Annotated in this window: 23 protein-coding genes; 8 read left to right on the forward strand and 15 right to left on the reverse strand. The window is 36.4% G+C overall.

Annotated elements, in window-relative coordinates; genetic code table 11:
• Window positions 1–9 precede the first annotated feature (9 nt).
• Window positions 10–1,677, forward strand: a complete 1,668-nt coding sequence (locus INR75_RS19995; RefSeq protein ID WP_223090210.1) for a bifunctional UDP-sugar hydrolase/5'-nucleotidase — start codon at window positions 10–12, stop codon at window positions 1,675–1,677.
• A 280-nt stretch (window positions 1,678–1,957) separates the two neighbouring features.
• On the forward strand, window positions 1,958–3,211 hold the full coding sequence (locus INR75_RS20000) for a bifunctional UDP-sugar hydrolase/5'-nucleotidase (protein ID WP_223090211.1): 1,254 nt from the start codon (window positions 1,958–1,960) through the stop codon (window positions 3,209–3,211).
• A 452-nt stretch (window positions 3,212–3,663) separates the two neighbouring features.
• On the opposite strand, the gene INR75_RS20005 is transcribed toward INR75_RS20000, so the two are convergent.
• From INR75_RS20005 to INR75_RS20040, 8 genes are all read right to left on the reverse strand, one after another.
• The gene (locus INR75_RS20005; protein ID WP_223090212.1) at window positions 3,664–4,713 is read right to left on the reverse strand and encodes a cytochrome d ubiquinol oxidase subunit II; all 1,050 of its coding nucleotides are present in this window, start codon (window positions 4,711–4,713) and stop codon (window positions 3,664–3,666) included.
• Window positions 4,714–4,715: 2 nt separating this feature from the next.
• Window positions 4,716–6,050 carry a cytochrome ubiquinol oxidase subunit I gene (locus INR75_RS20010; protein WP_223090213.1) on the reverse strand — a complete coding sequence of 445 codons (1,335 nt, stop codon included), beginning with the start codon at window positions 6,048–6,050 and terminating at the stop codon, window positions 4,716–4,718.
• A gap of 100 nt (window positions 6,051–6,150) precedes the next feature.
• On the reverse strand, window positions 6,151–6,609 hold the full coding sequence (locus INR75_RS20015) for an isoprenylcysteine carboxylmethyltransferase family protein (protein WP_223090214.1): 459 nt from the start codon (window positions 6,607–6,609) through the stop codon (window positions 6,151–6,153).
• 232 nt (window positions 6,610–6,841) lie between these two features.
• Entirely contained in the window at window positions 6,842–7,444 is a 603-nt protein-coding gene (locus INR75_RS20020) for an OBAP family protein (RefSeq protein WP_223090215.1), read from the reverse strand.
• A 167-nt stretch (window positions 7,445–7,611) separates the two neighbouring features.
• Window positions 7,612–8,816 (reverse strand): IS3 family transposase gene (locus INR75_RS20025; RefSeq protein WP_086026153.1). Its coding sequence is split into 2 segments (ribosomal slippage): window positions 7,612–8,537 and window positions 8,537–8,816, totalling 1,206 coding nucleotides; the frame shifts between segments, so codons are not numbered across the junction.
• 185 nt (window positions 8,817–9,001) lie between these two features.
• Complete coding sequence (locus INR75_RS20030; RefSeq protein WP_223090216.1) at window positions 9,002–11,059, reverse strand: protein-disulfide reductase DsbD; 2,058 nt, start codon at window positions 11,057–11,059, stop codon at window positions 9,002–9,004.
• Between the two features lie 39 nt (window positions 11,060–11,098).
• Window positions 11,099–11,698: a TlpA disulfide reductase family protein gene (locus tag INR75_RS20035; protein WP_223090217.1), complete on the reverse strand. Its 600-nt coding sequence runs from the start codon at window positions 11,696–11,698 to the stop codon at window positions 11,099–11,101.
• Between the two features lie 699 nt (window positions 11,699–12,397).
• Window positions 12,398–13,018, reverse strand: coding sequence for a bifunctional 2-polyprenyl-6-hydroxyphenol methylase/3-demethylubiquinol 3-O-methyltransferase UbiG (locus INR75_RS20040; RefSeq protein WP_223090218.1), 621 nt, complete (start codon window positions 13,016–13,018; stop codon window positions 12,398–12,400).
• Between the two features lie 95 nt (window positions 13,019–13,113).
• On the opposite strand from INR75_RS20040, the gene INR75_RS20045 reads away from it, so the two are divergent.
• A complete protein-coding gene (locus INR75_RS20045; RefSeq protein WP_223090219.1) occupies window positions 13,114–13,578 on the forward strand; it encodes a DUF4199 domain-containing protein in 465 nt (154 codons plus the stop codon).
• Here INR75_RS20045 and INR75_RS20050 read toward each other — a convergent pair.
• Window positions 13,575–13,781 carry a DUF2892 domain-containing protein gene (locus tag INR75_RS20050; RefSeq protein WP_223090220.1) on the reverse strand — a complete coding sequence of 69 codons (207 nt, stop codon included), beginning with the start codon at window positions 13,779–13,781 and terminating at the stop codon, window positions 13,575–13,577. The two genes, INR75_RS20045 and INR75_RS20050, sit on opposite strands and share 4 nt — an antisense overlap.
• A 15-nt stretch (window positions 13,782–13,796) precedes the next feature.
• Window positions 13,797–15,044, reverse strand: a complete 1,248-nt coding sequence (locus INR75_RS20055) for an FAD/NAD(P)-binding oxidoreductase (RefSeq protein WP_223090221.1) — start codon at window positions 15,042–15,044, stop codon at window positions 13,797–13,799.
• A gap of 189 nt (window positions 15,045–15,233) precedes the next feature.
• Between INR75_RS20055 and INR75_RS20060 the strand changes: the two genes are divergently transcribed.
• The 3 genes from INR75_RS20060 to INR75_RS20070 are packed head-to-tail and all read left to right on the forward strand — an operon-like array spanning window position 15,234 to window position 17,462.
• The gene (locus tag INR75_RS20060; protein ID WP_223090222.1) at window positions 15,234–15,794 is read left to right on the forward strand and encodes a YeeE/YedE family protein; all 561 of its coding nucleotides are present in this window, start codon (window positions 15,234–15,236) and stop codon (window positions 15,792–15,794) included.
• Window position 15,795: 1 nt separating this feature from the next.
• On the forward strand, window positions 15,796–16,209 hold the full coding sequence (locus INR75_RS20065) for a DUF6691 family protein (protein ID WP_223090223.1): 414 nt from the start codon (window positions 15,796–15,798) through the stop codon (window positions 16,207–16,209).
• A 35-nt stretch (window positions 16,210–16,244) separates the two neighbouring features.
• Entirely contained in the window at window positions 16,245–17,462 is a 1,218-nt protein-coding gene (locus INR75_RS20070; RefSeq protein ID WP_223090224.1) for an MFS transporter, read from the forward strand.
• 174 nt (window positions 17,463–17,636) lie between these two features.
• Here INR75_RS20070 and INR75_RS20075 read toward each other — a convergent pair whose 3' ends face one another.
• The 4 genes from INR75_RS20075 to INR75_RS20090 form a co-directional block, all read right to left on the reverse strand.
• Complete coding sequence (locus INR75_RS20075; protein WP_223090225.1) at window positions 17,637–17,948, reverse strand: rhodanese-like domain-containing protein; 312 nt, start codon at window positions 17,946–17,948, stop codon at window positions 17,637–17,639.
• Between the two features lie 10 nt (window positions 17,949–17,958).
• Complete coding sequence (locus INR75_RS20080; RefSeq protein WP_223090226.1) at window positions 17,959–19,353, reverse strand: rhodanese-like domain-containing protein; 1,395 nt, start codon at window positions 19,351–19,353, stop codon at window positions 17,959–17,961.
• 75 nt (window positions 19,354–19,428) lie between these two features.
• Window positions 19,429–20,235, reverse strand: coding sequence for a sulfite exporter TauE/SafE family protein (locus tag INR75_RS20085; protein ID WP_223090227.1), 807 nt, complete (start codon window positions 20,233–20,235; stop codon window positions 19,429–19,431).
• A 75-nt stretch (window positions 20,236–20,310) separates the two neighbouring features.
• Entirely contained in the window at window positions 20,311–20,943 is a 633-nt protein-coding gene (locus INR75_RS20090; RefSeq protein ID WP_223090228.1) for a Crp/Fnr family transcriptional regulator, read from the reverse strand.
• 624 nt (window positions 20,944–21,567) lie between these two features.
• Between INR75_RS20090 and INR75_RS20095 the strand changes: the two genes are divergently transcribed.
• Complete coding sequence (locus INR75_RS20095) at window positions 21,568–21,909, forward strand: hypothetical protein (protein WP_223090229.1); 342 nt, start codon at window positions 21,568–21,570, stop codon at window positions 21,907–21,909.
• A gap of 814 nt (window positions 21,910–22,723) precedes the next feature.
• Complete coding sequence (locus tag INR75_RS20100) at window positions 22,724–24,214, forward strand: S41 family peptidase (RefSeq protein ID WP_223090230.1); 1,491 nt, start codon at window positions 22,724–22,726, stop codon at window positions 24,212–24,214.
• An 85-nt stretch (window positions 24,215–24,299) separates the two neighbouring features.
• On the opposite strand, the gene INR75_RS20105 is transcribed toward INR75_RS20100, so the two are convergent.
• Window positions 24,300–24,884 carry a hypothetical protein gene (locus INR75_RS20105; protein ID WP_223090231.1) on the reverse strand — a complete coding sequence of 195 codons (585 nt, stop codon included), beginning with the start codon at window positions 24,882–24,884 and terminating at the stop codon, window positions 24,300–24,302.
• Window positions 24,885–24,897 lie beyond the last annotated feature (13 nt).

Consider the following 24,897-nt stretch of genomic DNA (forward strand, 5'->3'; position numbering starts at 1 on the left):
AACCTATCTATGATTTTAAATAAAAATATAAAAACAACTGCCACCCTGATATTAATTATACTCCTCCCGGTGGTATTGAACTCCTGCAAAAATGCGGAAGCCAAGGACAAAACCGAAGATGATCAGGATAATAATAGTGACAGGGTCAAAATTACCATTTTACAAACCGCCGATATCCACGGCCAACTCGATTCTCATCCCGAACTGTTTTGGGAGAACGAAGAAATCGTTTTTAAACAGCGTGGCGGGCTCGCCCATATCCAGACCCTCTTTGAAGAAGAAAGGACCAAAAACCCCAATACCGTGATCCTGGATGGGGGCGACCTCATTCAGGGCAGTGGTTATGCCGCGCTTTCTGAAGGAAAGATCTTTCCTGATATTATTAAAGAAATGGACTACGACCTACTGGTGCCAGGAAATTGGGAAGTGGTTTACGGTAAGGAAACTATGATGAACGTCTTAAAGGGTTTTGAGACACCGGTAATCGTTCAGAATATGTTTCACGAGGAAGGAAAAGAAGAGCTCTTCCCACCCTACTGGACCAAAGAGATAGAAGGGGTAAAACTCGGTTTTATCGGTATCAACGATCCCGATGTGCCGGTCCGACAAAACCCTATCTTTAGCGAAGGCATCGCCTTTAGCGGACTTGATGACGGTGTAGCTGACCTTATTGACAAAGTAAAGAAAGAGGAAAAGGTAGATGCGCTTTTCCTGGTCACCCATTTTGGGATTTTCAAACAGGTAGAACTGGCCAATAGCCCTATTGCCAAGGAAGTGGATTATATCTTTGGAAACGATACCCACGAACGGGTGAGACAACCAATTGAAGGGAAATATGCCAAAGTTACCGAGCCCGGCGCGTTTGGCTCTTTCGTGGGCAAATTGAACCTCTATTTTGAAGACGGTGAAATTGTGGATGAAGAATATGAACTCATGGATGTTAATCCTAAAAAATATCCGGCTGATCCCAAGATCGCAGCACTCGTAAAAAAAGCAAAAGCTCCTTACAAAGAGCATTTGGAAACTGTGGTGGGTTATACAGAAACACCTTTATATCGTTACCTCACCGTAGAAAACCCAATGGACAATATGATCACCAACGCTGCCCGTTGGAAGACCGGTGCCGATATCTCTATCTCTAACGGATTTCGATTTGGCAACCCCATAGTGCCCGAAAATGGTGAGCCGGCGCCCATTACCCGTGCCAATCTATGGAATTTACTCCCGGTAAATGAGAAAATAAAAACTGGGAAAGCCAGTGGGAAGCAAATTAAAGATTGGCTAGAAAAGGAAATGCATAACGCTTTCGCTCAAAACCCCACCGAACGCTTCGGGGGTTGGCTGGTTAGGTTTTCGGGAATGGAAGTAGATTTTAATTCTAAAAACGAAAAAGGCCAGCGTATAAAATCAGTGAAGGTAAATGGTGAAGAAATGCAAGATGATGAATATTATACCATTTCTGCCTGTGTTCGCCCCGGTGACCCCCTTGATAATTTATGCCGAATGCCCAATGTAAAAGACGTGGAAGTAAAAGATTATACCATCCACGAAGTGGTTGAAGAATACCTACAAAAACATTCCCCGGTCGCTCCAAAACTGGAAGGCCGTGCCTATTGCGAAGTGTTGGGTGAGAAATCCTTTTCCACCGTCCCGGGAACTGATTATGAATTTAAATAATAATTGTACACCCTTCAGAAATAAAATTTCTGAAGGGTGTTTTATTTACCAGCGAGCGATGAAGGAAAAATTAATTTATAAAATAGTACTCCTGTTTTTTTACCACATTTTCCCTGCTATCACAAAACAGGAAAGAACATCAAATTACGATTCTTTACACCAATGATATTCATGGAAATTATCTGCCATTTAAGACCAATACTCATAATGCAACTTCCCAAACCGGAGATGTCCAGCGGGAAGTGCTAATCAATTTCCTTGGAAAAGCTAAAATTGGGGAATGGCCATAATGGCAAATACCATCAAAGAAATTAGGAAGAACGAGGGAAAAGAAAATGTCTTATTGTTGGATGCTGGGGATACCTTTGGCGACGACCAATTGGCCAATATAACTCGCGGGGCAGCGATTATACAAATGATGAAACTTTTGGAATACGATTTTATGGCCTTGGGAAACCACGATTTTGACTATGGTCGCCAACGAACAAAGGAACTGCAGACACTGGCAGGATTCGCTTTTGGAGGTGCAAATATTATCGATAAAGAAACCGGAAAAACATTTCTTGACCATCCTTTTTTAATTAAAGAGATAAGCGGAATAAAATTAGGTATAATCGCTTTAGGCTATCATAATTCTTTACTCACAGGAAATAAAGCTAATATGCAAGGTTTGAATTTTGTACCGGGAGATAAGGTACTTAAAAAACATCTACCGCTGTTATCAGCAAAAACAGATATAATAATTATCCTGTCACACCAAGGAACTGCAGTAGATCGTATAACGGCTAAAAAATTTGATGATATCGATTTAATTATTGGTGGGCACAGTCATGATATCATTTCTGGTCCGGAAAAAATCAATGGCACCTACCTGGTTCAAGCCCTTTCAGATGCTGCTGTAATAGGAGAGGTTAAGCTACATTTACATAATCATAAATTACAATACGCCCATGCAAAATCACATCTTCTATGGACTGACAAACACCAAGCTGATTCCAAGATGCAATCACTAATTACATCATTGAGAAAACCACATTTGGAGGAGCTGGAAGAAAAAATTACAGTTGCAAAAGAGACGATTGGCAGACAATATAAATCTGAAAGTCCTTGTGAAAAACTTATCGGAAATCTTTTGCGTGAACATTTCAATGCTGAAATCGCATTTTTGCCCGGGGTAGGTTATGGTATCTCCCTAAATGGGACAGTGACCTCCGAAGACATTTACAGACTACTCCCCCACCCCTCTAAAATAGTTAGGCTAAATTTAACTGGTAAACAGATAAAATCGATATTAGAACAAACTGACACTAATCAAAAACCCGGTGAAAAACAAGAGGTAGTGGGAGGCCTGTTACAAAGCAGTGGAATCAGTTATATGTTGGATTATTCTCAACCTTCCGGTAACCGCATAGGTGAGGTGAAAGTTAACGGTAAAGGCCTGGAGCTACATAAAAAGTACAAAATCGTGACTCACAGTGGCATGTTGAACGGCCTTCATCGCTACGATGTATTTCAGAGGGGTAAAAAATATTAAAAAGGAGGACTTACAATTAAGTAAATTTGTCATTAAAAAACTTCGCGAATCAGAACATATTTCAAGACCTAAAAACATGGGGAAAGTTAAATTGATCAACGAATAATTTTAACCAATATTATATATCGGTGGATTCTTTGATTCAAATGTTTTACCAGAATTATTTAAAGTGAAAATCTTAAAAAGTATAACAAATTACTTCTTCATTTTTACCTATACGGCGCTTTGGATACGGTGCAATGGTAGTTTAAAAATAATATTGAGCACTGAAATATGTTGAAAATTCCGTTTCAGTTAATGAGTTACAAAATGGAATTCTCTACCATCAATGTCTATAAAATATCCTTCAGGGTCAAGTTCCAGATCATCAATGAAATTAAGTGAAGGTTTCGGATACTTCCACCATCTACTTTTCAAACTTTCTATTCTGATAGATTTCCACCCAAAGGTATTTAACTATATTCATTTTCGTCTATATTATCTGGCTTTTCTAAAACTTTAATCATATTAAAAGATTTCATTAAATGAAATAAACCGGGCAAAATAACCGCGCCGCCAATAAGTAACATAATCGCCAGGTTACTAATGGAAGAAGGCGTAGCAATCCCTTCCAGTAAACTCAATTCTTTTTCTTTAGTGATTATAATATACGGAAAATGTGCATATAATGCTGCAAAAAGGATTAACACCACCTGAAACCCCGCCATATACCTGCTAGCAATCCGATATTCTTTTTTAATGAACCTCCAAAGTGGAATAAGCAGAATTCCTGAAAGACCTACACAAATTAAAGAAATTGGATTATGTAAAAAATCCTTCACAAACTCAATTTCATTAAAATAGCCATAAACCAGTAAAATGAATCCCAGGACTACCAAAACGATCGTAAAAATTGCCGAGCGCCTGCTATATAATTTTCTGGCATCCCCATCGGCTTCGCCAATTAAAAGCGTAGCCGCGAGAAATGCACAAAGTGCCGCATAAAATAGCCCTACAAGTAAGCTAAAAACATTCAACCAGTTTTGCACAAAAAGTTCATAAAACCCCGTAGTAGTGTAATCTTCTGTAAGCGTAATTTGGCCTCCTACCAGGGCCGCAAAAGAGATTCCGAGAAAAACGGGTGTTACAAAACTCCCAATTCTGAATAAACGATTATACCACACCTGCGATTTATCAACTACCGCATCGTAGTGCCTAAAAACAAAAGCCACACCCCGAATCGTTATCCCCAGTAAAACCAGAGTTAATGGAATATGGAGATAAACTACCATTACGTGGAAAAATCCCGGAAAAGCTACCCATAAAATTACCAGCATAATAATTAACCAAATATGGTTAGCCTCCCAAATTGGTCCCATTACCCTATAAATAGTGTCCTTTGTGGTTTCTCTATTCCTGGCGGAAGAAAATAACTCTACAATTCCCGCTCCAAAATCGGCTCCACCCAGAAGCACATATAGCAACAAAGAAAATAACAGAAAAAATAATACAACGTACAGCATAACTAATCGTCGGTTTTATTGTCACCGGAGGAAGTGTCCTCAGGCTGTTGATTTAAACTTTTAATTTGACGGTTCATTAGCCAGGTTACGGTGATTGCCAATATGGTGTATAAAAACAAGTAAAAGAAAAAGCTGTATTTCATTCCCGGCATTGGTGTTACGGCATCTTCGGTACGCATAATCTGGTGAATTATCCAGGGCTGCCGACCAACTTCGGTTACTACCCAGCCGGCTTCAATAGCTACAAAACCAAGTGGAGCAATTATGATAAACAACAGCCAGTAATATTTGTTTTTCAACCAGCTTTTCTTCTTTAAACTTATAAAATAAATCAACCCGGCAAGCATCAATAAAGTCCCTATTCCCACCATAATTTGAAAGGCGTAATGCACAATTGCCACCGGCGGTAGTTCATCATCGTGAAAATCGTTGAGACCTTTTACTTCCGCATCAAAATCGCCAAAAGCCAGAAAAGACAGTGCCTTAGGAATTTCTATTTTATTGGAAACCGTTTTGGTTTCTTCATCTACAATTCCACCGATATAAAGTGGCGCCCCTTTTTCGGTTTCAAAATGCGCCTCCATCGCGGCAAGTTTAACGGGTTGTCGCTCGGCGACATCTTTAGCGGAAAGATCACCACTTATAGGTTGTAGAAAAGCGGTTACCGCACCAAAAATCACGGCAATTTTAAAAGCTTTGGTATGAAGTTCTATATTTCTTCCGCGGAAAATCTGGAAAGCATGAATTCCCGCAACCCCAAAACTCGTGGCTACAAAAGCAGCCAAGGTCATATGCAATGCCTGGGTAAGCCAGGCCGGATTTAACAAAGCCTGAACAGGATCTATATTGGTGAATTCCCCATTAATATATTCAAATCCTGAAGGCGCGTTCATCCAGCCATTTGCCGATACTACAAGAATTCCCGAGGCTACCCCCGCAACCCCAATGATTATTCCGGTAAACCAGTGAAATTTTTCGGGTAAACGCTTCCAGCCATAGAGGTAAAACCCAAGTGCAATGGCTTCAACAAAAAACGCGGCACCCTCAAGTGAAAATGGCATCCCGATAATGGGGCCGGCGTGTTTCATAAACTCGGGCCAGAGCATCCCCAATTCAAAAGAGAGGGCTGTTCCTGAAACCGCTCCTGTAACAAAAAAGATCGCTACCCCTTTTAACCAGGCTTTTGTAAGTCTTAAATAAATAGGATTTCGGGTTTTTAGCCATTTGTGGTGTGCCACAACCATAAAAAAAGGCATTACCATCCCGATACAGGCAAAAATAATGTGGAACCCGAGGGTAAATGCCATTTGAAGGCGGGCATAATCTAAATTTTCCATTTCACAAAATTTGTACTCATACAACTAACCTAAAGCTAGTTTTTGAATTATTCTTGATTAAACCTTTGATCTTTCAATAATATTATTCCATATTTTAAAATCATTTGGGCAGAAACCTTCCTGTTTTTTTCTTGTACTTATAATAATTAGAAAATTTTTGGATCAATATCCCTTCTTCGTATTTACTTTTTAGGAAAAACAACCCAGCCAATAAAAAACTTATAAAGATTTTCAATCCAGAACCAACGAAAATACTGAAAGAAAAAGCTATTAAAAGTTCTCCAGTGTACATTGGATGCCTTACATAATGATATACCCCAGATATTTTTAAATCTGCCCGACTTTTTGGAGAAGGAAAGGGGGAAAAATTTCTACCCAACTGGAGCAAGGAAAGTATTGATACGAGAATTCCAAAAACACCTGTAAGAATAGATATAACCTTTATAAAATAGGGAACTTCAAATTCCCATTTTTCATATTCGAACACATAAATAATGAATAATATAAACTGTAATACTACATATAAAATATCTTCACTATTCTTTTTGAAATTATTCAAAAACCACGTTTTAGATCTTTCGAAGATAATATAAGACAACTATTCTTACTGTGACAAATGTTACAATAGCAACAATTTTCAAAATGTACATTCTCTATGAATTCTTAAAAAATCTGGTTGATTACCTTTTCGATATTGATAATCACTCCAATCGTTCCTTGATTCTACTTCGTAACCCAATCTAATTATTGAATCGTATTTGAAATTTTAACTCGTTGATTGGTTCACAAAATCAGAGATTGGAATCTTTTTTACTTTGCACCCCTGGTATTTCTTGCGTTTCGCGTGGAAATTCACCTTTCAAGGCATCTACACCTTCCTGTGGTTTCGCTAGTGGAATAAGATCCTTTCTCTCTTGGCGTTTTTCCCTACTATCAATATCCATTTCGTTGTCACGCTTTTCTACTAATCCTGGTTTTGCCTCACCGTCCCTATTGAAAGACCATGCCAACTTTGGATCTCCCAGAGGAATTTTATCGCCATCTCCGTCTGCATTGCCAGTACTCCAAACATGCCAGGTCTTACCATAACTATTCATTTTACTTTCCATCAGTTCTTTATCGGCAACAGCTGGCAAACCTGGTGCAACTAATTGTCCAGAAAGAATTTCATAGTTATGAGGGTGCCAGTATTTTTTTTCTTCCTCAGGTAATGTATCAAATATTCTTTCAGATATAATATATTCTATGCCGGTAAGTTTAGCATCTTCCGTATTTCCATCAAATAATGCACATTGTGCAAAATCCTCATTAATTTGAGTACAAAAGTGATGTGCCTCCATTTGATGTGACGGCTCTTCCTTCATGGGATGAAAACCTACCAGATAAATATTCATAGGATCAAATGGACCTTTTTTCTGAAGGGCTGCAGCTCCGGTTTCCAGTACATCTGTTTTTGTAGTCTCATCTCTTCCGGGTACATCTGTATCTGACTTGCGCTCCTCTCCACAAGATATGAAGATGAATGGACTTGCAACAAAAAACTGGACAAATAGTTGAATGACTACGCTGCTAGTTTAAGGTTATACATGTCTAATTCAAATTCTCTTATAGTTCTATTTCCTAAAAAGGAATGTCTTCTTCTATTATTATACCAAGTTTCTATCCATCCAAAGATGGATAACTCCGCTTCAGATCTCAACTTATAATTGTGCCTATAAACCCATTCTACCTTTAATGATTTAAAGAACGATTCAGCAATGGCATTATCCCAGCAATTACCTTTTCTGCTCATAGATTGGTTTACTAAGCCATTGTAACTTTTAATTAATGAGGTAAACTTATGGCTGGCATATTGTATACCTCGGTCGGAATGAAAAATTAAAGACTGGGTTAAAGTAGTTTTCTTTATAGCCATATGCCAAGCCTTAATAATAGTGTCTTCTGTACTTAGATTATCGCTTAGAGCCCATCCAACAACTTTGCGGTTAAACAAATCAATAATGACAGTAAGGTATAACCAGCCCTGTTTGGTTTTGATATAGGTTATATCGCTTACCCAAACTTGATCCTGTCGGCTTACTTCAAAGTTTTGGTTTAATAAATTAGGAGCTATGGGGTAATTATGTTGACTATATGTGGTTGCTTTAAACTTACGTTTTCGTTTTGCAAACAAATAATTAGCACTCATAATACGTGCAACTCTAGGCTTTGATATTTTATAGCCTAATGTCTCTAGTTCTGTTTTTATTCTAGGTGAACCATAGCTTTGAAAGCTATCTTTAAATATAGATTTAATAAGCCCAGTTACCTTTTGATTTTCTAACCATAATTTACTTGGTCCCGATTGTAACCAATGGTAATAGCCACTTTTGCTTACTTTCAATATTTTACACATCGTCTCGACAGGAAATCTCATAAGGTGTTGTTTTATAAACCTGTATTTTTCTTGTCGCTCGCGGAGAAGATGCTGATGGCCTTTTTTAAGATGTCTCGTTCTAACTCGGCTTCTTTTAATGCCTTTTTTAATCGGGCTATCTCTTTTTCTTCATCGGTCATTTTAGGATTACCACGGCCAGGGAAACTGTTGTTACCGTAATCTTTTAACTCTCTACGCCAACGGTAAAGTACAGATGGAAATATATCCAAGTCTTCACATACTTGTTTTACATTGCCTTTAGCATAACTTAACTCGACTGCTTTTTGTTTAAATTCTAAGGTGTAATGTTTAGATTTTCTTCTCATAATTGCTAAGGTAATAACTAGCAAAAATATTCTCTCAACTTAGTGTCCGGTCTAATGTAGTAATTCCAATCTAGGAAAAGAATCGTTTCAAATATTCATTGGTAATGAAACTAAATTAGGTTTAAATTTGTTATAATTTAATTAAAAACCAGCGCTTCTGCCTAAAAAACAGCCCTGAATTCTAAAGCTAATGTCCAGTTATGTAGCACCTAAATAGGTTGCTCATTTCCAAAGTCATTATTTTTATAAAATTTTGTCCCTTCTTCCAGGAATGAAATAAAATTGTCTACATTAAGATCATATCCTTTTGGTGCTGCTAACAAGTTACCATCTCGCCCAACCAAAGTATAATAGGGTTGAGCATTGGCATTTAGTTTTTGGATAAGGAAATCCATATTTTGTTCGCCCATACTTTTCTTAAGCTTTTGATCATAGGCAGATATATACCAGTCCTTCTTTGGCAATTCCATTTTCTCATCAACATAAAGGGCCACTACAATATAATCTTCCTTAAGAATCTTAAGTACTTCGGGATCGCTCCAAACGGTGGCTTCCATTTCGCGACAATTGACGCATCCGTGACCTGTAAAGTCTATAAAAATGGGCTTATCTTCTTTCCTGGCGCATTCTAAAGCCTGGTCATAATCAAAATATCCTTGTAATCCATGAGGTAATTCCAATAAATCATCATACTTCGGTTGATCACATCCAGCCAGTTGTTGCCTTTCACTCTCGATACCTCCTTGATTATCCACTATATTAAAATCCTGAGTGGACAGTGGAGGAAGATAACCTGCCAAAGATTTTAATGGAGCTCCAAATAATCCGGGGATTAGGTAGAGTACAAAGCTAAAAACCAATACCGACCCAATCATCCTAAATGCAGTGGTATGCTCTTTCTTGGTTTCGTGAGGAAAAACCAATTTGCCTAATAGATAAAATCCTAATAATGTAAAAATAACAATCCATAGTGCCAGGTAAATTTCTCGGTCTAACAATTTCCAATGGTAAACCTGATCTACAATACTCAAAAATTTTAAAGCCAGGGCCAATTCCAGAAAACCAAGAATAACCTTCACGGTGTTCAACCATCCACCACTTTTTGGAAGCGATTTTAACCAGCCCGGGAAAATTGCAAAAAGTGTAAAAGGAATGGCAAAAGCTATTGAAAAACCAAGCATCCCCACCAGAGGTTTAATAGCTTCCCCGCTGGCGGCCTGTAAAAGAATAGTGCCGGCAATTGGTCCGGTACAACTAAAGCCAACCAGTACCAATGTAAAAGCCATGAAAAAGATGCCCAGCAAGCCCCCTCTATTGGCCTGGCTGTCTATGTTATTAACCATTTTATTGGGCAACCTTATTTCGAATAATCCAAAAAACGAGAGTGCGAACAACAAGAATATTGTAAAAAAGAAAAGATTGGGTATCCAGTGCGTACTTAGAAAATTAGCAAAACCCGCTCCAAAAATTAGAGAAAAAACAGTGCCGATAATAGTATAGATTGCTACGATAGAGAGTCCATAGAGCAAAGCATTAAAAACACCTTTTTTACGACCTCCTGAGCTTTTTGTAAAGTAAGTAACCGTCATAGGGATCATTGGAAACACGCATGGAGTTACTAAAGCGGCTAGACCAGCCCCAAAAGAGATTAGGAAAAACACCGCTAGAGAAGCCAGGTCATCCTCCTGCTCCTCAGTCTTAAATTTATTGGTAAAAGCTTCAAGCTTCTTAACTTGTATATCTCCTTCACTCTGGTTGCTTTTTTCATCCTTTTTAACGACCGAATTATTTTGTGCAATTTCTTTCGGATTCAATGCAACTTCAGTTTCAAAAGGAATACACTGTCCATTTACATCAGAGCAAATTTGATAACTAACCTCAGCTTTAATTTCAGGTTGTCCGGCCAAAATTTTAATTTTTTGTTCAAATCTTGCTGTCTTGGTAAAGTAGGTATACTCCCCTCCCCAGAGCTCATCAAATTTTTTCTTCTGACCAACCGGATGAACCTCGCCTATTAGTTCGTAAGAATTGTTTTCTTTAAAGGTAAATTCTGTTAGCATAGGTCCCAAGTCGGCATCAAAATCATTGGAATACATATACCAGTCTTCGGGAATTTCAGCAGACAGTTGCAATACCACTTCATCTCCTTTTTCAAAATCATCTGGATCGGTGGTCGCAGTCCATTCAGGAGCTTCCATCATTTGCGAAAAGCCGGGAACAACCGATAACAATAACATTAATAATAGCCAACTCACTTTTCTGTTCATTGCCTTAAATCTTTTAGTTCTTAATTGAAAAACTTAAATTTATTTTGCATCATTTAGGAATGCCCTAAATTCATCGGTATCATAATCCCCCATTCCTAAATGGGACAATACAAGTTTTCCATTGGCGTCAACTACGTAGGTGGTTGGAATACTTTGTGTTGCATACATTGGAGGAATACTTTTGGCACGATAAACTTCAAAATCAAATCCCTTTCTCTTGTTAAAATCAATGGCTTTTTGAAAGTCTTTGTCCAGTGAAAGCATAATAAACGCAATATCCTTATCATTCTCCAAGTCCTTATATAATTGGTTTATTCCGGGCATCTCTGCTACACAAGGAGGACACCAGGTTGCCCAGAAATTCATAAATATTACCTTCCCCTTTAATTCTTTCATGGGCAATTCTTCTCCCTTTGAATTTACAAGAGTCATACTAAAATCGGCATTTGGATCTTGTTCTTTTACCATACCCACTGCCGCTTCTTCCCTGGATACATCGGGATTCATTATGCCTGTTTGAAGAATTCCCCTTTGTACGAAACCTATTACCTCGGTATGAAGACCGGTGAAGACTAAAACCCCAAGAATACCACCTATAACAACAATTTCTATAATATTTTTTTTTGTTCCTTTTTTCATAATAATATAATATTGAGCAGCGGTAGTTATTAAGAATAACCAACCCACCACATATTGCGTAATTTACTTACGCTTAATAATTTAAATTAATGAGAATTGAATAAAGATTTCTTCGACATCTTACTATTAGATATAGATTGAAATCAAAGAATAAGCTGTTTGAAAAGCTTCTATTTCCTATCTGTATTATTTACAAATTAAAAACCAGTAACTGAATAAAAATTCAATGTATGAAAAACAACATATTTCTGATAAAGACTTTATTCTGCAATTGGCAATAAAGAGTAAAATATAATCAGGAAAATTTTGGAGGTGGGGAAAGTTTATTAAGGTAAATGTATGATAAATCAGACCTGGGAGAAAAAAATGATTTGAAGTTTGGTTCTCTGACATGAACGAGCTCATCCTGTACTTCAAACGAAAAAAAAGAATTACAAAAACCTGTAAGGCTTATTAGCAGTGAAGACTCCTGGTCAATTTGAATAATATTTCTTGGAAAATCACCATCAGTCTTCTTTTTTAAATTACAGGATTCTTTTACAAAAGTAACGTTAGTATTACCTGGTAAATAGTTTAACATTGAAGCCTGACCTGCCGCAAAATGGAAAGAAAAAATCCAAACAAAAAATAAAGCTATGTAACTACTTTTTTTCACATTCCAAATATAAAAAGTGAATTGCAAATTGAATGTAACCTATGTTACACCGCCTCTGATTTAAAAGCGATACACCTAATAACACTTCCTCGCCCTATATGATATTTCCCTTCATTAAGACTAACCTCCTGCTCCTCCAATTGCTTAAAATGATAACCAGGTAAATAATCCTTAAGTTCCTGAAGGCTAAAAAGCATCTTCCGGTCTTTAGGGCCACCTACTGATGGATTAAGCTTTTGATATTCCAGATGGCTTTCACTGAAAGCCTCAAAAATAATCACACCATCAGGTTTAAGAATTTTATCAAATTTCTGGAAATATTCTAATCTAATTTCTTTAGGAAAATGGGCATAAATAAGTGCAATGACATCGAAGTATGACGTAGGGTAAGAAATTTCTAAAAAATCCTTAATTTCATAGGTGATTTCAACCTGTTGCTCTTTCGCGAGAGTTAATGCTTTTTTCCTGCCTTCTTCACTTATGTCAAAGGCAGAAACCTCCCAAGCCTTTTTTGCTGAATAAACTGCATTTCTTCCTTCGCCTTCAGCGGGAAACAATATTTTTCCGGGTGAAAATATCTCAAGGCTTTCTTTTAAAAAGGCATTGGGTTGTTTACCATATACAAATGCTGAATCGCTATAGCGTTCATTCCAAAAATCTTTCATTTTTATCTTTTATTAAAAGGTGCGTTATCGAATTACCATTGGATAAGTAGCCTTTAATTGTTAAATTGCCGAATAAAATTAATAAAAATAGCATTATGAAAAAATCACCTTATCCTTTTGTATATGGAGCACTTAGTGCTATTATTTTAATTGCTTACTTTTTGATTTTATCTGTATTTAATCTTCATCAGAACCCCGTTTTTGGTCTTCTGAATTTACCTATTATGGCGGCAGGAATGTGGTTGCTCATAAAGAAATATAAAACTGAAAATTTAAACCATTTCAATTATAAGAAAGGTATTTGGGCTCTTTTTAGATGCGGGGTTATCACCACTTTAATTTACACCGGTTTCTTTGCTCTTTATATTACTAATTTGAATCCTGAGTTTTTGAAAGATCTTATCCCAATATGGGAAAATGACTACCATACTAATCCTGGAATAGCAATTTTTACTGTTGCTTTAATGGGATTTTCCTTTAGTGCGGCATTGTCTCTTACTTATATGCAATTATTCAAAAGATCTTGGAATACCAAAGAAGGCAATGATCATACTTATTAGTACTTCTTCTTGCAAGTATTAATTCCCAATATAGGGTAAAGCGGGCAAAAACTTACCAGGCTGGTAAGAACAAAAACCCCCGCAAGAACAAGTAAAATGATTCCGAGCATACCGGAAATTGTGTCTGTAAAATACAGAATTATAATACCAACGGCTATTAATATCCTAATTGACTTATCCAAAGTGCCCATATTTGCTTTCATAATTATCAATATTAATTAAACATCTTTCCCCTTTAACATCTTATTCCAATAAAGGTAAGGTAGCCCATATTTTTTTAGCATCCATAAACGCCAATGTTCTCTGGAAGAATCGTTTATAAACATTTGTTTCAGTTTTGGATCGGGCGTAAAATTGTTATCATAATCAAATTCAGCCAAGACCATTTTACCATAATCGGTTACTAAAGGACAGGAAGAATAACCCTGATATGATTTGTTTTCAGCTTTTTCCTTATTAATTAGGTGTAAAATATTCTCTACTACAACAGGCACCTGCTTTCTAATAGCTGCCCCGGTCTTTGCAGTAGGTAATGCAGCAACATCTCCCAGGCCAAATATATTCTTAAAAGTGTTATGTTGCATAGAATGATGATTTACGTCCAACCATTTATCTTGATTTACTAGGGGTGAATTCTGAATGAATTCAGGTGCCACAGAGGGTGGTGCCGTATGTAACATATCAAAATGTATTCCGATTAATTCACCATCTTTTTCTGTTTTTACATCCTTATGATTATGTTCCTTTTCATGGTCTGCAAATTTATACCAGGCTATCCGATTTTTCCCATCTACCTTTTTAAGCTGATAACCGAACCTTACATTGATATCCTTTCTATCCACTACATTCATTAGGGTTTTGGCAATTTCTTTGACGCCGAAAATTACCGTACCGGCAGTAGCAAATACAATATCAGTTTTCTTTTTAACCCCACTTTTTCTAAAGTGATGCTCGGCCAGGTACATAATTTTTTGGGGAGCACCACCACACTTTATAGGTGTTGTAGGTTGTGTGAATAACGCAGTACCCCCTTTAAAATTCTTAATAACATCCCAGGTATGCTTAGGATTTGTATAATTGCTACAAACCACTCCTTTATCTATGGCTTCTCCTAGACCGGGAACGAGGGAAAAATCATAGGTTAGTCCAGGCGCAACCACAAGATAATCGTAGGTAATTTTACCGTTTGAAGCTGTATTTACAGCATTTTCTTCCGGTTCGAAAGCTGTGGCTTTATCTTTTATCCAGGTTACACCAGGAGGGATAACTTCCCCCATTGGTTTCCCTGTCTTATCATAATCATAAGTTCCGGCTCCAACTAAGGTCCATGCAGGTTGATAATAATGTATTTTTTCGGGTTCTATAATAGCTATTTCTAAACTTTTGTCAAGTTCCCGAAATTGTGCTGCGGTCATTATTCCAGCGGTACCTCCACCAATTATGAGTATTTGATATTTTGACTTCATGCCTTTCTCTATTAAATATTTCAAAGATTTAGGAGTTCAATTTAGATAAAATAACAATTGTTAACTGTAACTATTATTACATACGCAATTTTAAATCTGATGCAGAGGAACATTTTTTCATAAAACTTTGTAACCTTTGTTACTGTAGCAAATAAGTATAAATCTGATTTTCGCATCAAAATAGAAAACATGGATTTAATTTATGAACCCTGGCCCTGGTATGTTTCCGGGCCCCTAATTGCCCTAGTGATGTTTATATTACTCTTTGCTGGCAAACAATTTGGAATGTCCTCTAACCTTCGTACCATGTGTTCCATCGGTGGAGCAGGAAAAGCCGCAGACTTTTTTAGGTTTGACTGGAAAAAAGAGCGTTGGAATTTAATGGTAGTTATTGGTGCTGTGATAGGCGGTTTTTTGGCCTCTCATTATATGTCAAATAACACGGTGGAGATCAATCCGGATATTGCTCAGAAACTATCCCAGGAATACGGGATAGATAGTGCAGGCGAGGCCTATTTACCTCCGGAATTATTTGCTTCAGATCAATTAAATGATCCTTTTGTACTTGGTATTCTTATTATTGGAGGTTTCCTGGTAGGATTTGGAGCGCGATATGCAGGAGGATGTACTTCCGGCCACGCCATTTCCGGATTAAGTAATTTACAATTACCATCGCTTATTGCCGTTATAGGCTTTTTTATCGGTGGCCTGGTTATGATTCATTTGTTGTACCCTTTAATTTTTAATTAAGATGAAATATATAACGTATTTAGTAGTAGGAGTATTCTTCGGAATAATCATGTATAAATCCGAAGCTGCCTCCTGGTTTAGGATATATGAAATGTTTGAATTCGGATCTTTCCATATGTATGGGATTATCGGTTCTGCCTTGTTCTTTGGAATTATTGGAGTACAAATTATTAAACGGAAAAACATCAAAGCTTTCGGAAACCAGGAAATGCAGTTGAAGCCTAAAAAGCAAAGTGTCCCCAGGTACCTCATAGGCGGTATTGTTTTCGGCCTAGGATGGGCGCTAGCCGGTGCTTGTCCCGGTCCTATGTACGTGCTAACAGGAGCCGGTTTTTATTCTATCTTAATAGTTATTGGAGGCTCCCTACTGGGAACTTTTGTATATGGTCTTGTTAGAAGCAAATTACCTCATTAAGTAACTAGGAATTCTAGTATTTAATAAAATAGGAAATGACAAATGCTGTAAATCTCGGATTGAGGGAAAACTGGAAGCAGTTTACGCTATTAGTAATTGTAAATGCATTTGTTGGTGGAATGATTGGAATAGAACGTTCCATTTTTCCGCAATTTGCGGAATCGGAATTTGGGGTAGCTTCAAAAACAGCAATACTATCGTTCATTACGGCATTTGGTATTACCAAAGCAATAGCCAACTATTATACGGGAAGACTCGCAAATAAATTTGGCCGCAAAAATTTATTGCTATTTGGTTGGCTAATTGCTATTCCTGTGCCATTTATACTCATTTTCGCACCTAATTGGAATGCTGTGATTTTAGCCAATGTACTATTGGGAATAAGCCAGGGTTTCACCTGGAGTAGTACCGTAGTTATGAAAATTGACCTTGTGGGTGAAAAAGATCGCGGGTTAGCCATGGGCTTAAACGAGTTTGCAGGTTATTTTGCGGTTGGTATCGTGGCATTTTTAACGGGATTTGTTGCTAACAATTACGGAGTAACTCCTTATCCTTTTTATATTGGTATTTTCATTTCCATTGTAGGTTTCATTCTAACCGCTTTGTGGGTAAAAGATACCCGGGAATTTGTTCGTAAGGAGAGTTTAACCAATAATACAGCACAACTTGAAAACGTGTTTTTAGAAACCACCTTCAAAAATAAAACTTTGAGCTCGGTGACACAGGCCGGTCTGGTTAATAATCTGAATGACGGTATGATCTGGGGTTTACTCCCAATAGTATTACTATCACTGAACTATAACAATGAGAACATTGGAATAATAACCGCAATTTATCCAGGTGTTTGGGGTATAGGACAGCTTTTTACCGGAAAAATGTCTGACCATTATTCAAAGAAAAAAATGCTATTTTGGGGAATGTTGTTGCAAGGTTTCGCTATCTTATTTATTCCCTTTAGTAGTGATTTTTATGTTTTAGCATCAATTTCTGCTATACTTGGTTTGGGAACCGCATTGGTTTATCCTACTTTTCTTTCAACTATTGCCCAGGCAACAAGCCCAAAGCAACGAGCCGAAAGTATAGGCTCCTTTCGACTTTGGAGAGATTTAGGATACGCTTTCGGAGCGGTAATTTCCGGAGTAACTGCCGACCTATTCGGAGTTGAATATGCTATTTTTTTAATAGGTATCCTAACCATTATTTCTTCACTTATAATAAAATTTAGAATGCCTAACTTGATAAAGGCTAGTTAGTATTCGGTTCTTATAAAATTTAATAATATTAAAAGTCACAAACTAAATCTTAAAAAAATCAATTTCTGATCTGAAACAAATTCTTTTAAACTGAAAAAGGCTGCCCTAACAGACAACCTTTTTCTCCTTTAACCAACCAATTATAGTAAAATTTCATTTAATAATTGACTTCTATTATTTCTCAATATCCCCATCCCAATTCATTATGCCACCTTTTAGGTTGTAAGTGGTTTTCATCCCTTGCATCTCCATTATTTTGCAAGCTTGGGCACTACGGTTTCCGCTTCTACAATACACAAAATAAGGTACATCTTTATCGAGATTTATTAAATTCTCCATAAATTCCTGTTGTTTCATAATATCAATCTGAAGTGCATTTTTAAGATGCCCATTTTCGTATTCTTCCTGGGTACGCACATCAATAATTTGAGGTTTAGATGTAGCATTTAGCTGCTTTCTCCATTCCTCGCCTGTTAAATTTTCCATTTTCAAATTTTTATTTTTTTTCGGTAGGTTCATCTTGAGCATTCCATTGCTCCATACCTCCTGAAAAGACTTTTAGATTTTTAAAGCCGTTACTCAGAAGAACCGATGCCGCGATAGCAGCCCTGGCTCCACTTTGACAATGCACCAATTTTAATTTCTCCTTGGAAACTTTATCCAGGTTATCAGGTAAAGTACCTACAAAAACATTATCAGCACCTTTAATATGTCCTTCCTGGTATTCAGAGGCACCTCGAACGTCAACAACCTGTACCTCGGGATTTCCTAAATAGGATTTAAACTCCTCGAATGAAATAATTTCGGTTCCTTCCAAAGTGATTCCCAAATCATCAATTTCAGAAATAAAGCCCTTTATATTATCAAGTCCTATTCGCATCAGCTTCCTGGTCAGGTCTTCCATTTGCGATTCATCTGCAATAATGATAAAGTCTTCATTATAATCAACGAGCCATCCGGCCCAGGTCGCAAACGAATTATTACCCTGTATATGAAGCGTTCCAGGTAAGTGGGCCTTAGCAAATGCTGCTTTATCCCTGGCATCAATAATTTTTATTCCTTCTTCATAAGCCGATTTAAATTCGCTTACAGAAAGTTTTTTATGAATGGGAACTTCGGGTAATAATGGTCGATCTACCCGATTTAATTTCTTCATTGTTGCGAAATACCTGGGTGGTTCAGGTTGCCCTTCCAGTAAGTAGGAAGTAAACCCTTTCTTATCATTAGGATATTGAAAGGCCCAATTTCGAATGAGTTCATAACCAATAGTCGAGCTGGGTACTGCTCCTAAAGATTTTCCGCAGGCTGATCCAGCTCCATGGCCTGGCCATAATTGAATAAATTCGGGAAGCTCGCTAAATTTTTTAATGGAATCATACATCTGCTCGGCACCTTTATCCTGGGTTCCTTTTAATCCGGCAGCTTTTTCCAGTAGGTCAGGCCGCCCTATATCACCCACAAAAACAAAATCACCAGTAAAAACCATAACAGGTTCCTTTGTCGCAGGATTATCAGTCAAGATGAATGTGATACTTTCCGGGGTATGGCCGGGTGTGTGCATCACCTCAAGGCTTAAGTTGCCTACTTTTATTTCGTCTCCATGTTTTAAGCCTTCATGGTCAAATTCGTAGCTCCACTCGGGACCACCTTCATCCGAAAGGTACATTTTAGCACCAGTTACCTGAGCCAATTCCCTGGTTCCTGCAAGAAAATCGGCGTGAATATGAGTTTCAGCAACGTGAGTGATTTTCAGGTTGTTTTTTTGTGCAATTTCTAAATAGGTATCAATATCCCTTTTCGGATCAATAACTATAGATTCCCCTGTCTTTTGGCAACCAATTACATAACTGGCCTGTGCGAGGGTTTTATCATATACGTGTTCAAAAAACATAATATAATTTTTAAATTTTAGATTATAAAGATAAATAGATGGTATAATCCTATCAGTAACATTAGTTACAAGCCATTAGATGATCTCTTTTCCAATAATGTAGATTCCCATTATCAAAACAAACCATCCAAATGCTCTTTTTAATTTCTTACCATCAATAAAGCGGTTCAAGTAGATACCTAGAAAGATTCCTATTACCGAAATTCCGGTAAAAATCAATAAGAGTGGCCATTCAATATCCAAGTTCTGGATATCTCCAATAAATCCTATAAGAGATTTTACCGCTATAATGAGCAGCGAAGTCGCTACAGCCTTTTTCATAGGGAGTTTGGCTAGTAAAACGAGTGCCGGTATAATAAGAAAACCACCTCCGGCACCAACGATTCCCGTAAGGAGACCAACTACAATTCCTTCAATTATTATAAGAGGATAATTAAATTCAGGTTCGGCATCAATGTCGCTTTCAGTATTTTTAGTTTTTTTCTCCCGAATCATAGAGATTGAAGCCGCGATCATTACAATGGCAAAAAATAGCATGATCCCAATATTTTTAGTAACCTCAAAACCAAAAAGAGTAAAAATATGATCTGGGATGGCTGGTACTACAAATTTTCTGGTGAGATATACTGAGATAAAAGCAGGGATGGAAAACACAATGGCAGTTTTAAAATCCACCAGTTTTTTCTGCATATTTTTAAAAGCACCTACCAGGGAAGTCCCACCTACAATGAATAAAGAATAGGCAGTTGCCACAACAGGATTAATAGTTAACACATAAACCAAAATGGGTACGGTAAGAATTGAACCGCCACCGCCAATTAAACCTAATACTACTCCAATAATAAGGGCACCAAAATAACCAACAATATCTATTACTTCCATTTCCAAGCTTTAAATTCAATGCGAATGTAGGGTGCAAATGGTTCTGATAAAGTAACAAAAGTTACAAAGCCTCTATTATAAGTCTTGAACTTGTATGTAATTACGGTGTAAAAGGATTTTTCCTTCTATTTCAAGTTTTTTTAATAGTCGTGAAATCACAACACGCGATGTATTTAAATCGTAAGCTATCTGTTGATGAGTAACCTGGAGTTCTTCAGATTGATTTATTTTAGCTTTGTCCCGAAGATAATGCAGTAACCGCTGGTCCATATTCATAAAAGCCAGGTTATCAATAGTTTCAAGCATTTCCGTTAATCGAGACTGATAACTCTCAAACACGAAATTCCTCCAGCTTTTAAATTTGGCGGTCCATTCTTCAATTTTTGAAATTGGCACCATTACAAAAGAAGTATCTTTTTCTGCAATTGCCCTTATTTCACTTCTTGTCTGACCAAGGCAACAGGAAAGAGTAAGTGCACAAGTATCTCCCCGTTCAAGAAAATAAAGAAGCAACTCATTACTATCATCATCCTCCCGTAAAATTTTAATTGCTCCTTCTAGGATTAATGGTATTGAAATTATGTAATCATTAATATCCATAATTGTCTCACCAGCTTTTGCAAATTTTAATACGCCGGTATGAGCAATTTCTTTAATCAATTCCTTTTCAAAAATAAATCCGTAGGCTTCTTCTAATTCTTTTATCATGGCGAAACTTTTTACAATTCTCAATTTACGGGATTTAAAGAATTATATGTGAAAGTAATTATTTATATTTTTCAGGAAAGAATATAGGCTATGATTTAAAAGACACAAAAATTAAATGCGGTGGTTGGAGAATCTATTTCGAATAGGAACGATTTTCACCAATATAACTCACTTAATTAATTCCATATTTCAAAATTGGTTTTACAATCTGAATATATGATTTTGATTAGGCGATGAACCATATTCTTTTCTCCACCAGAAAGTGGATTTAAAAAATAATTTTCTTTCCAAATAGCTACTAGAATAGCACCAAATAATTAGGCATGATCCCAAATAATGTTAATTAACATTTATTTCTATTTAAATTTCACTTTCTAAAAATGTTGTACCTATGTTGTACCCAGTCCATAAAAAAAGGGTTTCAATTTCTTGAAACCCTTGTCTTTCCTAGTAGCGGGAACTGGACTCGAACCAGTGACCTTCGGGTTATGAGAATAGGGACAATGCTGAACTGATCCTGCCCTGGCCGAATTAAAGAAATCCTCGCATAGCAAAAATATTAGAAGAGGATATGGGTTATGTGCGCGTCAATTAAATGAAGGAGTTTCCAGGATCTATAGCTCAATGGAAAATTCTATGTTGCCTTTGCCCGAATACAAAGAGGAAAATGGAAATGTATATTTAAGCCTAAGAAATAAAATAAGTGAACATTCGAAAACAATCCACGATAAAGTAGTTTTGAAAATTCAAAATAAGTCGAGTTCCTTTAATCAAACCCAAAGAAAAATTTTAGGCTATTTATTTAGAAATCAAAAATCAATAAAAGAGGACTTAGCCAATTTTTGTAATACGCATATTAACACCATTTCTCACCATTTAAATTATTTTATTGAGGAAGGAATTATCACAAGATTAAGTGAAAAACAAAGAGATCCTAATGCTCTTTTTACTCTTAAGAAACATTAATCCTACTTTAAGCAACGCAAAAGAAAATTTGTTTTTTCCTTATTTTATGGACTATTTCAAAACTTAAGTAACACTCACCTTAAAATAAGCAACAACTTTCTAAATTGATATCTAAATTAAGCCTTCAGGTTTTCCTCTTTTCAAGAATCATTACTGCCCTTACTAAAGGATAAGTTAATTCAAAAGTATAAGAAATTATATATTGCTGCCTTACCCATATCAGAGTATCTGAACATTCCCGCTTTTTGTAAAAAACCATTTTTAAAGGAAGTAAAACTTCCGAATTGAATTCAAAACCAGGCCAATTTTTGAGCTGCCAGTTCCACGCCATGAGCTATAAATTAAATATTACAGCTTAACAGACATCAAAAATATAAGCTATAAAAGTAAGTTTTATAACTCATTGAATCATTAACGGTTAGCAATAGCTAGTCTAAAAATTTTATACATAAATATAAGTCCATATTTTCAGAATCCCTAGCAAATCGAAATAATTACTCTTATTTTCTATGGTTAAAAGTTAAATTTTGTTAAAGCGAGACCAATCCGGTGACCAATTTTTATGCAGCCCTGGAACAACTTATAAATAGAAGGATTTTAAAAATTTGGTCGTTCCCTCCGACTCCACAATAAAAAACTCCCGGGATTCTATAGAATTTCGGGAGTTTTTTGTTTTTGTAATAATTTATTTGCTTAATATAATCCACTTTTAACGTTAAAATCGTTTTTTTAGAATCCGCTCCTATTATATTGCCGTATATTTTTTAAAATCGATTGGCATAATTGCTGATATGTTTTACATAAACTGAAACTAATGAAAAAGAATTTTCTATTACTACTCTTTTTAACAAGTTTGTTTTCTTTTAATGCGTGTTCTGAAGACAATGATATCCCAGAGGAGGTTGATCCAGCGCCAGAGCAAGAGCAAGAGGAAACTGAACTTACAGAAGAAGAGCGAATTGAGCTGGAGGTAAAAAACTTTATCTATCGCGGGCTTAACGACATCTATCTATACAAAGGAGATGTTCCAGAACTTGCCGATGAATATTTCACTAATGATGATGCGCAAACCGAATTTCTAAGCGATTTTAGTTCTCCTGAAATCCTTTTTAATTCCCTACTTTCTAATCAGGACGAGTTTAGCTACCTGGTAGACGACTACGAAGAATTAGAAAATCAATTTGACGGAATTAGTGGAGCTACAGGTATTCAATTTGGATTGGGCCTATTAAGTGGCACCAACGATCTTTTTGGTTATATTCAATATATTTTACCAGAAACATCTGCTGAAGAAGAAGGCTTAACTCGTGGAACTGTTTTTACTGAAGTTGATGGGGAGCAACTAACTTTATCTAATTACAGCGAATTGCTAACACGTGATTCCTTTACGATAAATATTGGCTATGTAGAAGATAATACGATCTTTTTAACTGATGATACTGCAAACCTTACTGATGATTTTTATACTATGAATCCTGTTTTTATTACTGAAGTCCTTGAGATGGAAGGAAGAAAAATTGGATACCTGATGTATAATAGTTTTATAGCCAATTTTGATGAAGAATTAAATGCAGCTTTTGCGGAGTTTAAAAGCGAAGGCGTTACAGATTTGGTTTTAGACCTTAGATATAACGGTGGTGGTTCTGTAAATACTGCTACAGATTTAGCGAGCATGATTACAGGACAATTTGAAGGTGAAGTTTTTTCTACGGAAGAGTGGAATGAGGATTACCAGGAATATTATGAAACTTTCTCACCCGATTTTCTTGTTAACGAATTTGATTCAGAATTAAGTGACGGGGAAGCAATTAATAGTCTAAATCTTAGCGAAGTTTATATTCTAACCACCCAGGCAACGGCATCTGCGAGTGAATTGATCATAAACGGACTAACACCTTATATTAATGTTGTACATATTGGCGAAACAACTACTGGTAAATTTCAGGCGTCTGTAACCTTATATGATAGTCCCACTTTCGATGATGAAAATCGTAACGATGATCATACCTATGCTATGCAACCTCTCGTTTTAAAAATGGCTAATAGAGATGGCTATACAGATTTCATCGACGGTCTTACTCCAGATATAACAATTACTGAAGATCTAAATAACCTTGGCGTTCTTGGTGACCCGGAAGAACCATTTTTAGCCAGAGCAATTGACGAAATTTTAGGTAGAACTCAAGTAGAGTCCAGAATGATGATTCAGGATAAATTTCAATTCAAACAAATTGGAGAGAGTGATATGTTTAAACCTACCTATCAAAAAATGTATATCGATAAGACTCCTGTTATTAAGGATTAGTTTATTTCAGCCTAGCAATAAAAAAAGCCCCTTTAGTTTATAATATATAAACCTTAGGGGCTATCGTAGCTAGCAGCAAAATCTTCTAAAATTTGTAACTGTATCTAAGTTCGAAACTTTTTATTCTGAATTCTCTGTAAAGGCCTTCGTAGTTTATACCAATATTATTTAATCCAGCAAAGTATTTTAAAGCTATGCTAGATTTTTCTGAAAGGTGAATTATTGGCCCCAAATGAATCCCTAAATTTCTATGTTCCAAGGAATGTGAAAACATTTCTCCATCTTTCCGATCATTTCCATTTGTGAATAATATTATTTCAACTTGTGGACCAAAAGCGATATCTAAAATTTTATTCACTCTGATATTTAATGCTCCTGGAAAACTTAAGTAGTATAAATTGAAATTATTATCAAAATATATATCCTTACTACGTCTCAATCTTAAGACATAATCTAATGTTAGGTAAAATGTTTTAGATAGATTTAGTGCTGTCCCAATTCCAACTGAAATTCCAACTCCGGGCTCTGTATCCGATTCAGTTTCATTGGTAAAAGAAAAGTAGGTATCACTAACAGATGAGCCCACAAGCAAATGAAAATCATAATTTCTTTTAGCTTCATCTTCTTCCTGCCCCTGACTTATTTGAAATACGGATAGAAACCCTAACATGAATAAATATTTA

The sequence above is a fragment of the Zunongwangia sp. SCSIO 43204 genome (assembly GCF_019904275.1).
GTDB lineage: Bacteria > Bacteroidota > Bacteroidia > Flavobacteriales > Flavobacteriaceae > Zunongwangia > Zunongwangia mangrovi.

What these genes read in the sequence shown, in the direction of transcription:
- INR75_RS20050 (WP_223090220.1), bottom strand. Translation starts at nt 13,781, where the DNA reads ATGAAAGCAAATATGGGCACTTTGGATAAGTCAATTAGGATATTAATA.
- INR75_RS20020 (WP_223090215.1), bottom strand. Translation starts at nt 7,444, where the DNA reads ATGAATATTTATCTGGTAGGTTTTCATCCCATGAAGGAAGAGCCGTCA.
- INR75_RS20075 (WP_223090225.1), bottom strand. Translation starts at nt 17,948, where the DNA reads ATGGAAAATTTAACAGGCGAGGAATGGAGAAAGCAGCTAAATGCTACA.
- INR75_RS20070 (WP_223090224.1), top strand. Translation starts at nt 16,245, where the DNA reads ATGACAAATGCTGTAAATCTCGGATTGAGGGAAAACTGGAAGCAGTTT.
- INR75_RS20090 (WP_223090228.1), bottom strand. Translation starts at nt 20,943, where the DNA reads ATGATAAAAGAATTAGAAGAAGCCTACGGATTTATTTTTGAAAAGGAA.
- INR75_RS20055 (WP_223090221.1), bottom strand. Translation starts at nt 15,044, where the DNA reads ATGAAGTCAAAATATCAAATACTCATAATTGGTGGAGGTACCGCTGGA.
- INR75_RS20035 (WP_223090217.1), bottom strand. Translation starts at nt 11,698, where the DNA reads ATGAAAAAAGGAACAAAAAAAAATATTATAGAAATTGTTGTTATAGGT.
- INR75_RS20005 (WP_223090212.1), bottom strand. Translation starts at nt 4,713, where the DNA reads ATGCTGTACGTTGTATTATTTTTTCTGTTATTTTCTTTGTTGCTATAT.
- INR75_RS20065 (WP_223090223.1), top strand. Translation starts at nt 15,796, where the DNA reads ATGAAATATATAACGTATTTAGTAGTAGGAGTATTCTTCGGAATAATC.
- INR75_RS20085 (WP_223090227.1), bottom strand. Translation starts at nt 20,235, where the DNA reads ATGGAAGTAATAGATATTGTTGGTTATTTTGGTGCCCTTATTATTGGA.
- INR75_RS20095 (WP_223090229.1), top strand. Translation starts at nt 21,568, where the DNA reads ATGGAAAATTCTATGTTGCCTTTGCCCGAATACAAAGAGGAAAATGGA.
- INR75_RS20080 (WP_223090226.1), bottom strand. Translation starts at nt 19,353, where the DNA reads ATGTTTTTTGAACACGTATATGATAAAACCCTCGCACAGGCCAGTTAT.
- INR75_RS20000 (WP_223090211.1), top strand. Translation starts at nt 1,958, where the DNA reads ATGGCCATAATGGCAAATACCATCAAAGAAATTAGGAAGAACGAGGGA.
- INR75_RS20105 (WP_223090231.1), bottom strand. Translation starts at nt 24,884, where the DNA reads ATGTTAGGGTTTCTATCCGTATTTCAAATAAGTCAGGGGCAGGAAGAA.
- INR75_RS20060 (WP_223090222.1), top strand. Translation starts at nt 15,234, where the DNA reads ATGGATTTAATTTATGAACCCTGGCCCTGGTATGTTTCCGGGCCCCTA.
- INR75_RS20040 (WP_223090218.1), bottom strand. Translation starts at nt 13,018, where the DNA reads ATGAAAGATTTTTGGAATGAACGCTATAGCGATTCAGCATTTGTATAT.
- INR75_RS20100 (WP_223090230.1), top strand. Translation starts at nt 22,724, where the DNA reads ATGAAAAAGAATTTTCTATTACTACTCTTTTTAACAAGTTTGTTTTCT.
- INR75_RS20045 (WP_223090219.1), top strand. Translation starts at nt 13,114, where the DNA reads ATGAAAAAATCACCTTATCCTTTTGTATATGGAGCACTTAGTGCTATT.
- INR75_RS20010 (WP_223090213.1), bottom strand. Translation starts at nt 6,050, where the DNA reads ATGGAAAATTTAGATTATGCCCGCCTTCAAATGGCATTTACCCTCGGG.
- INR75_RS19995 (WP_223090210.1), top strand. Translation starts at nt 10, where the DNA reads ATGATTTTAAATAAAAATATAAAAACAACTGCCACCCTGATATTAATT.
- INR75_RS20030 (WP_223090216.1), bottom strand. Translation starts at nt 11,059, where the DNA reads ATGAACAGAAAAGTGAGTTGGCTATTATTAATGTTATTGTTATCGGTT.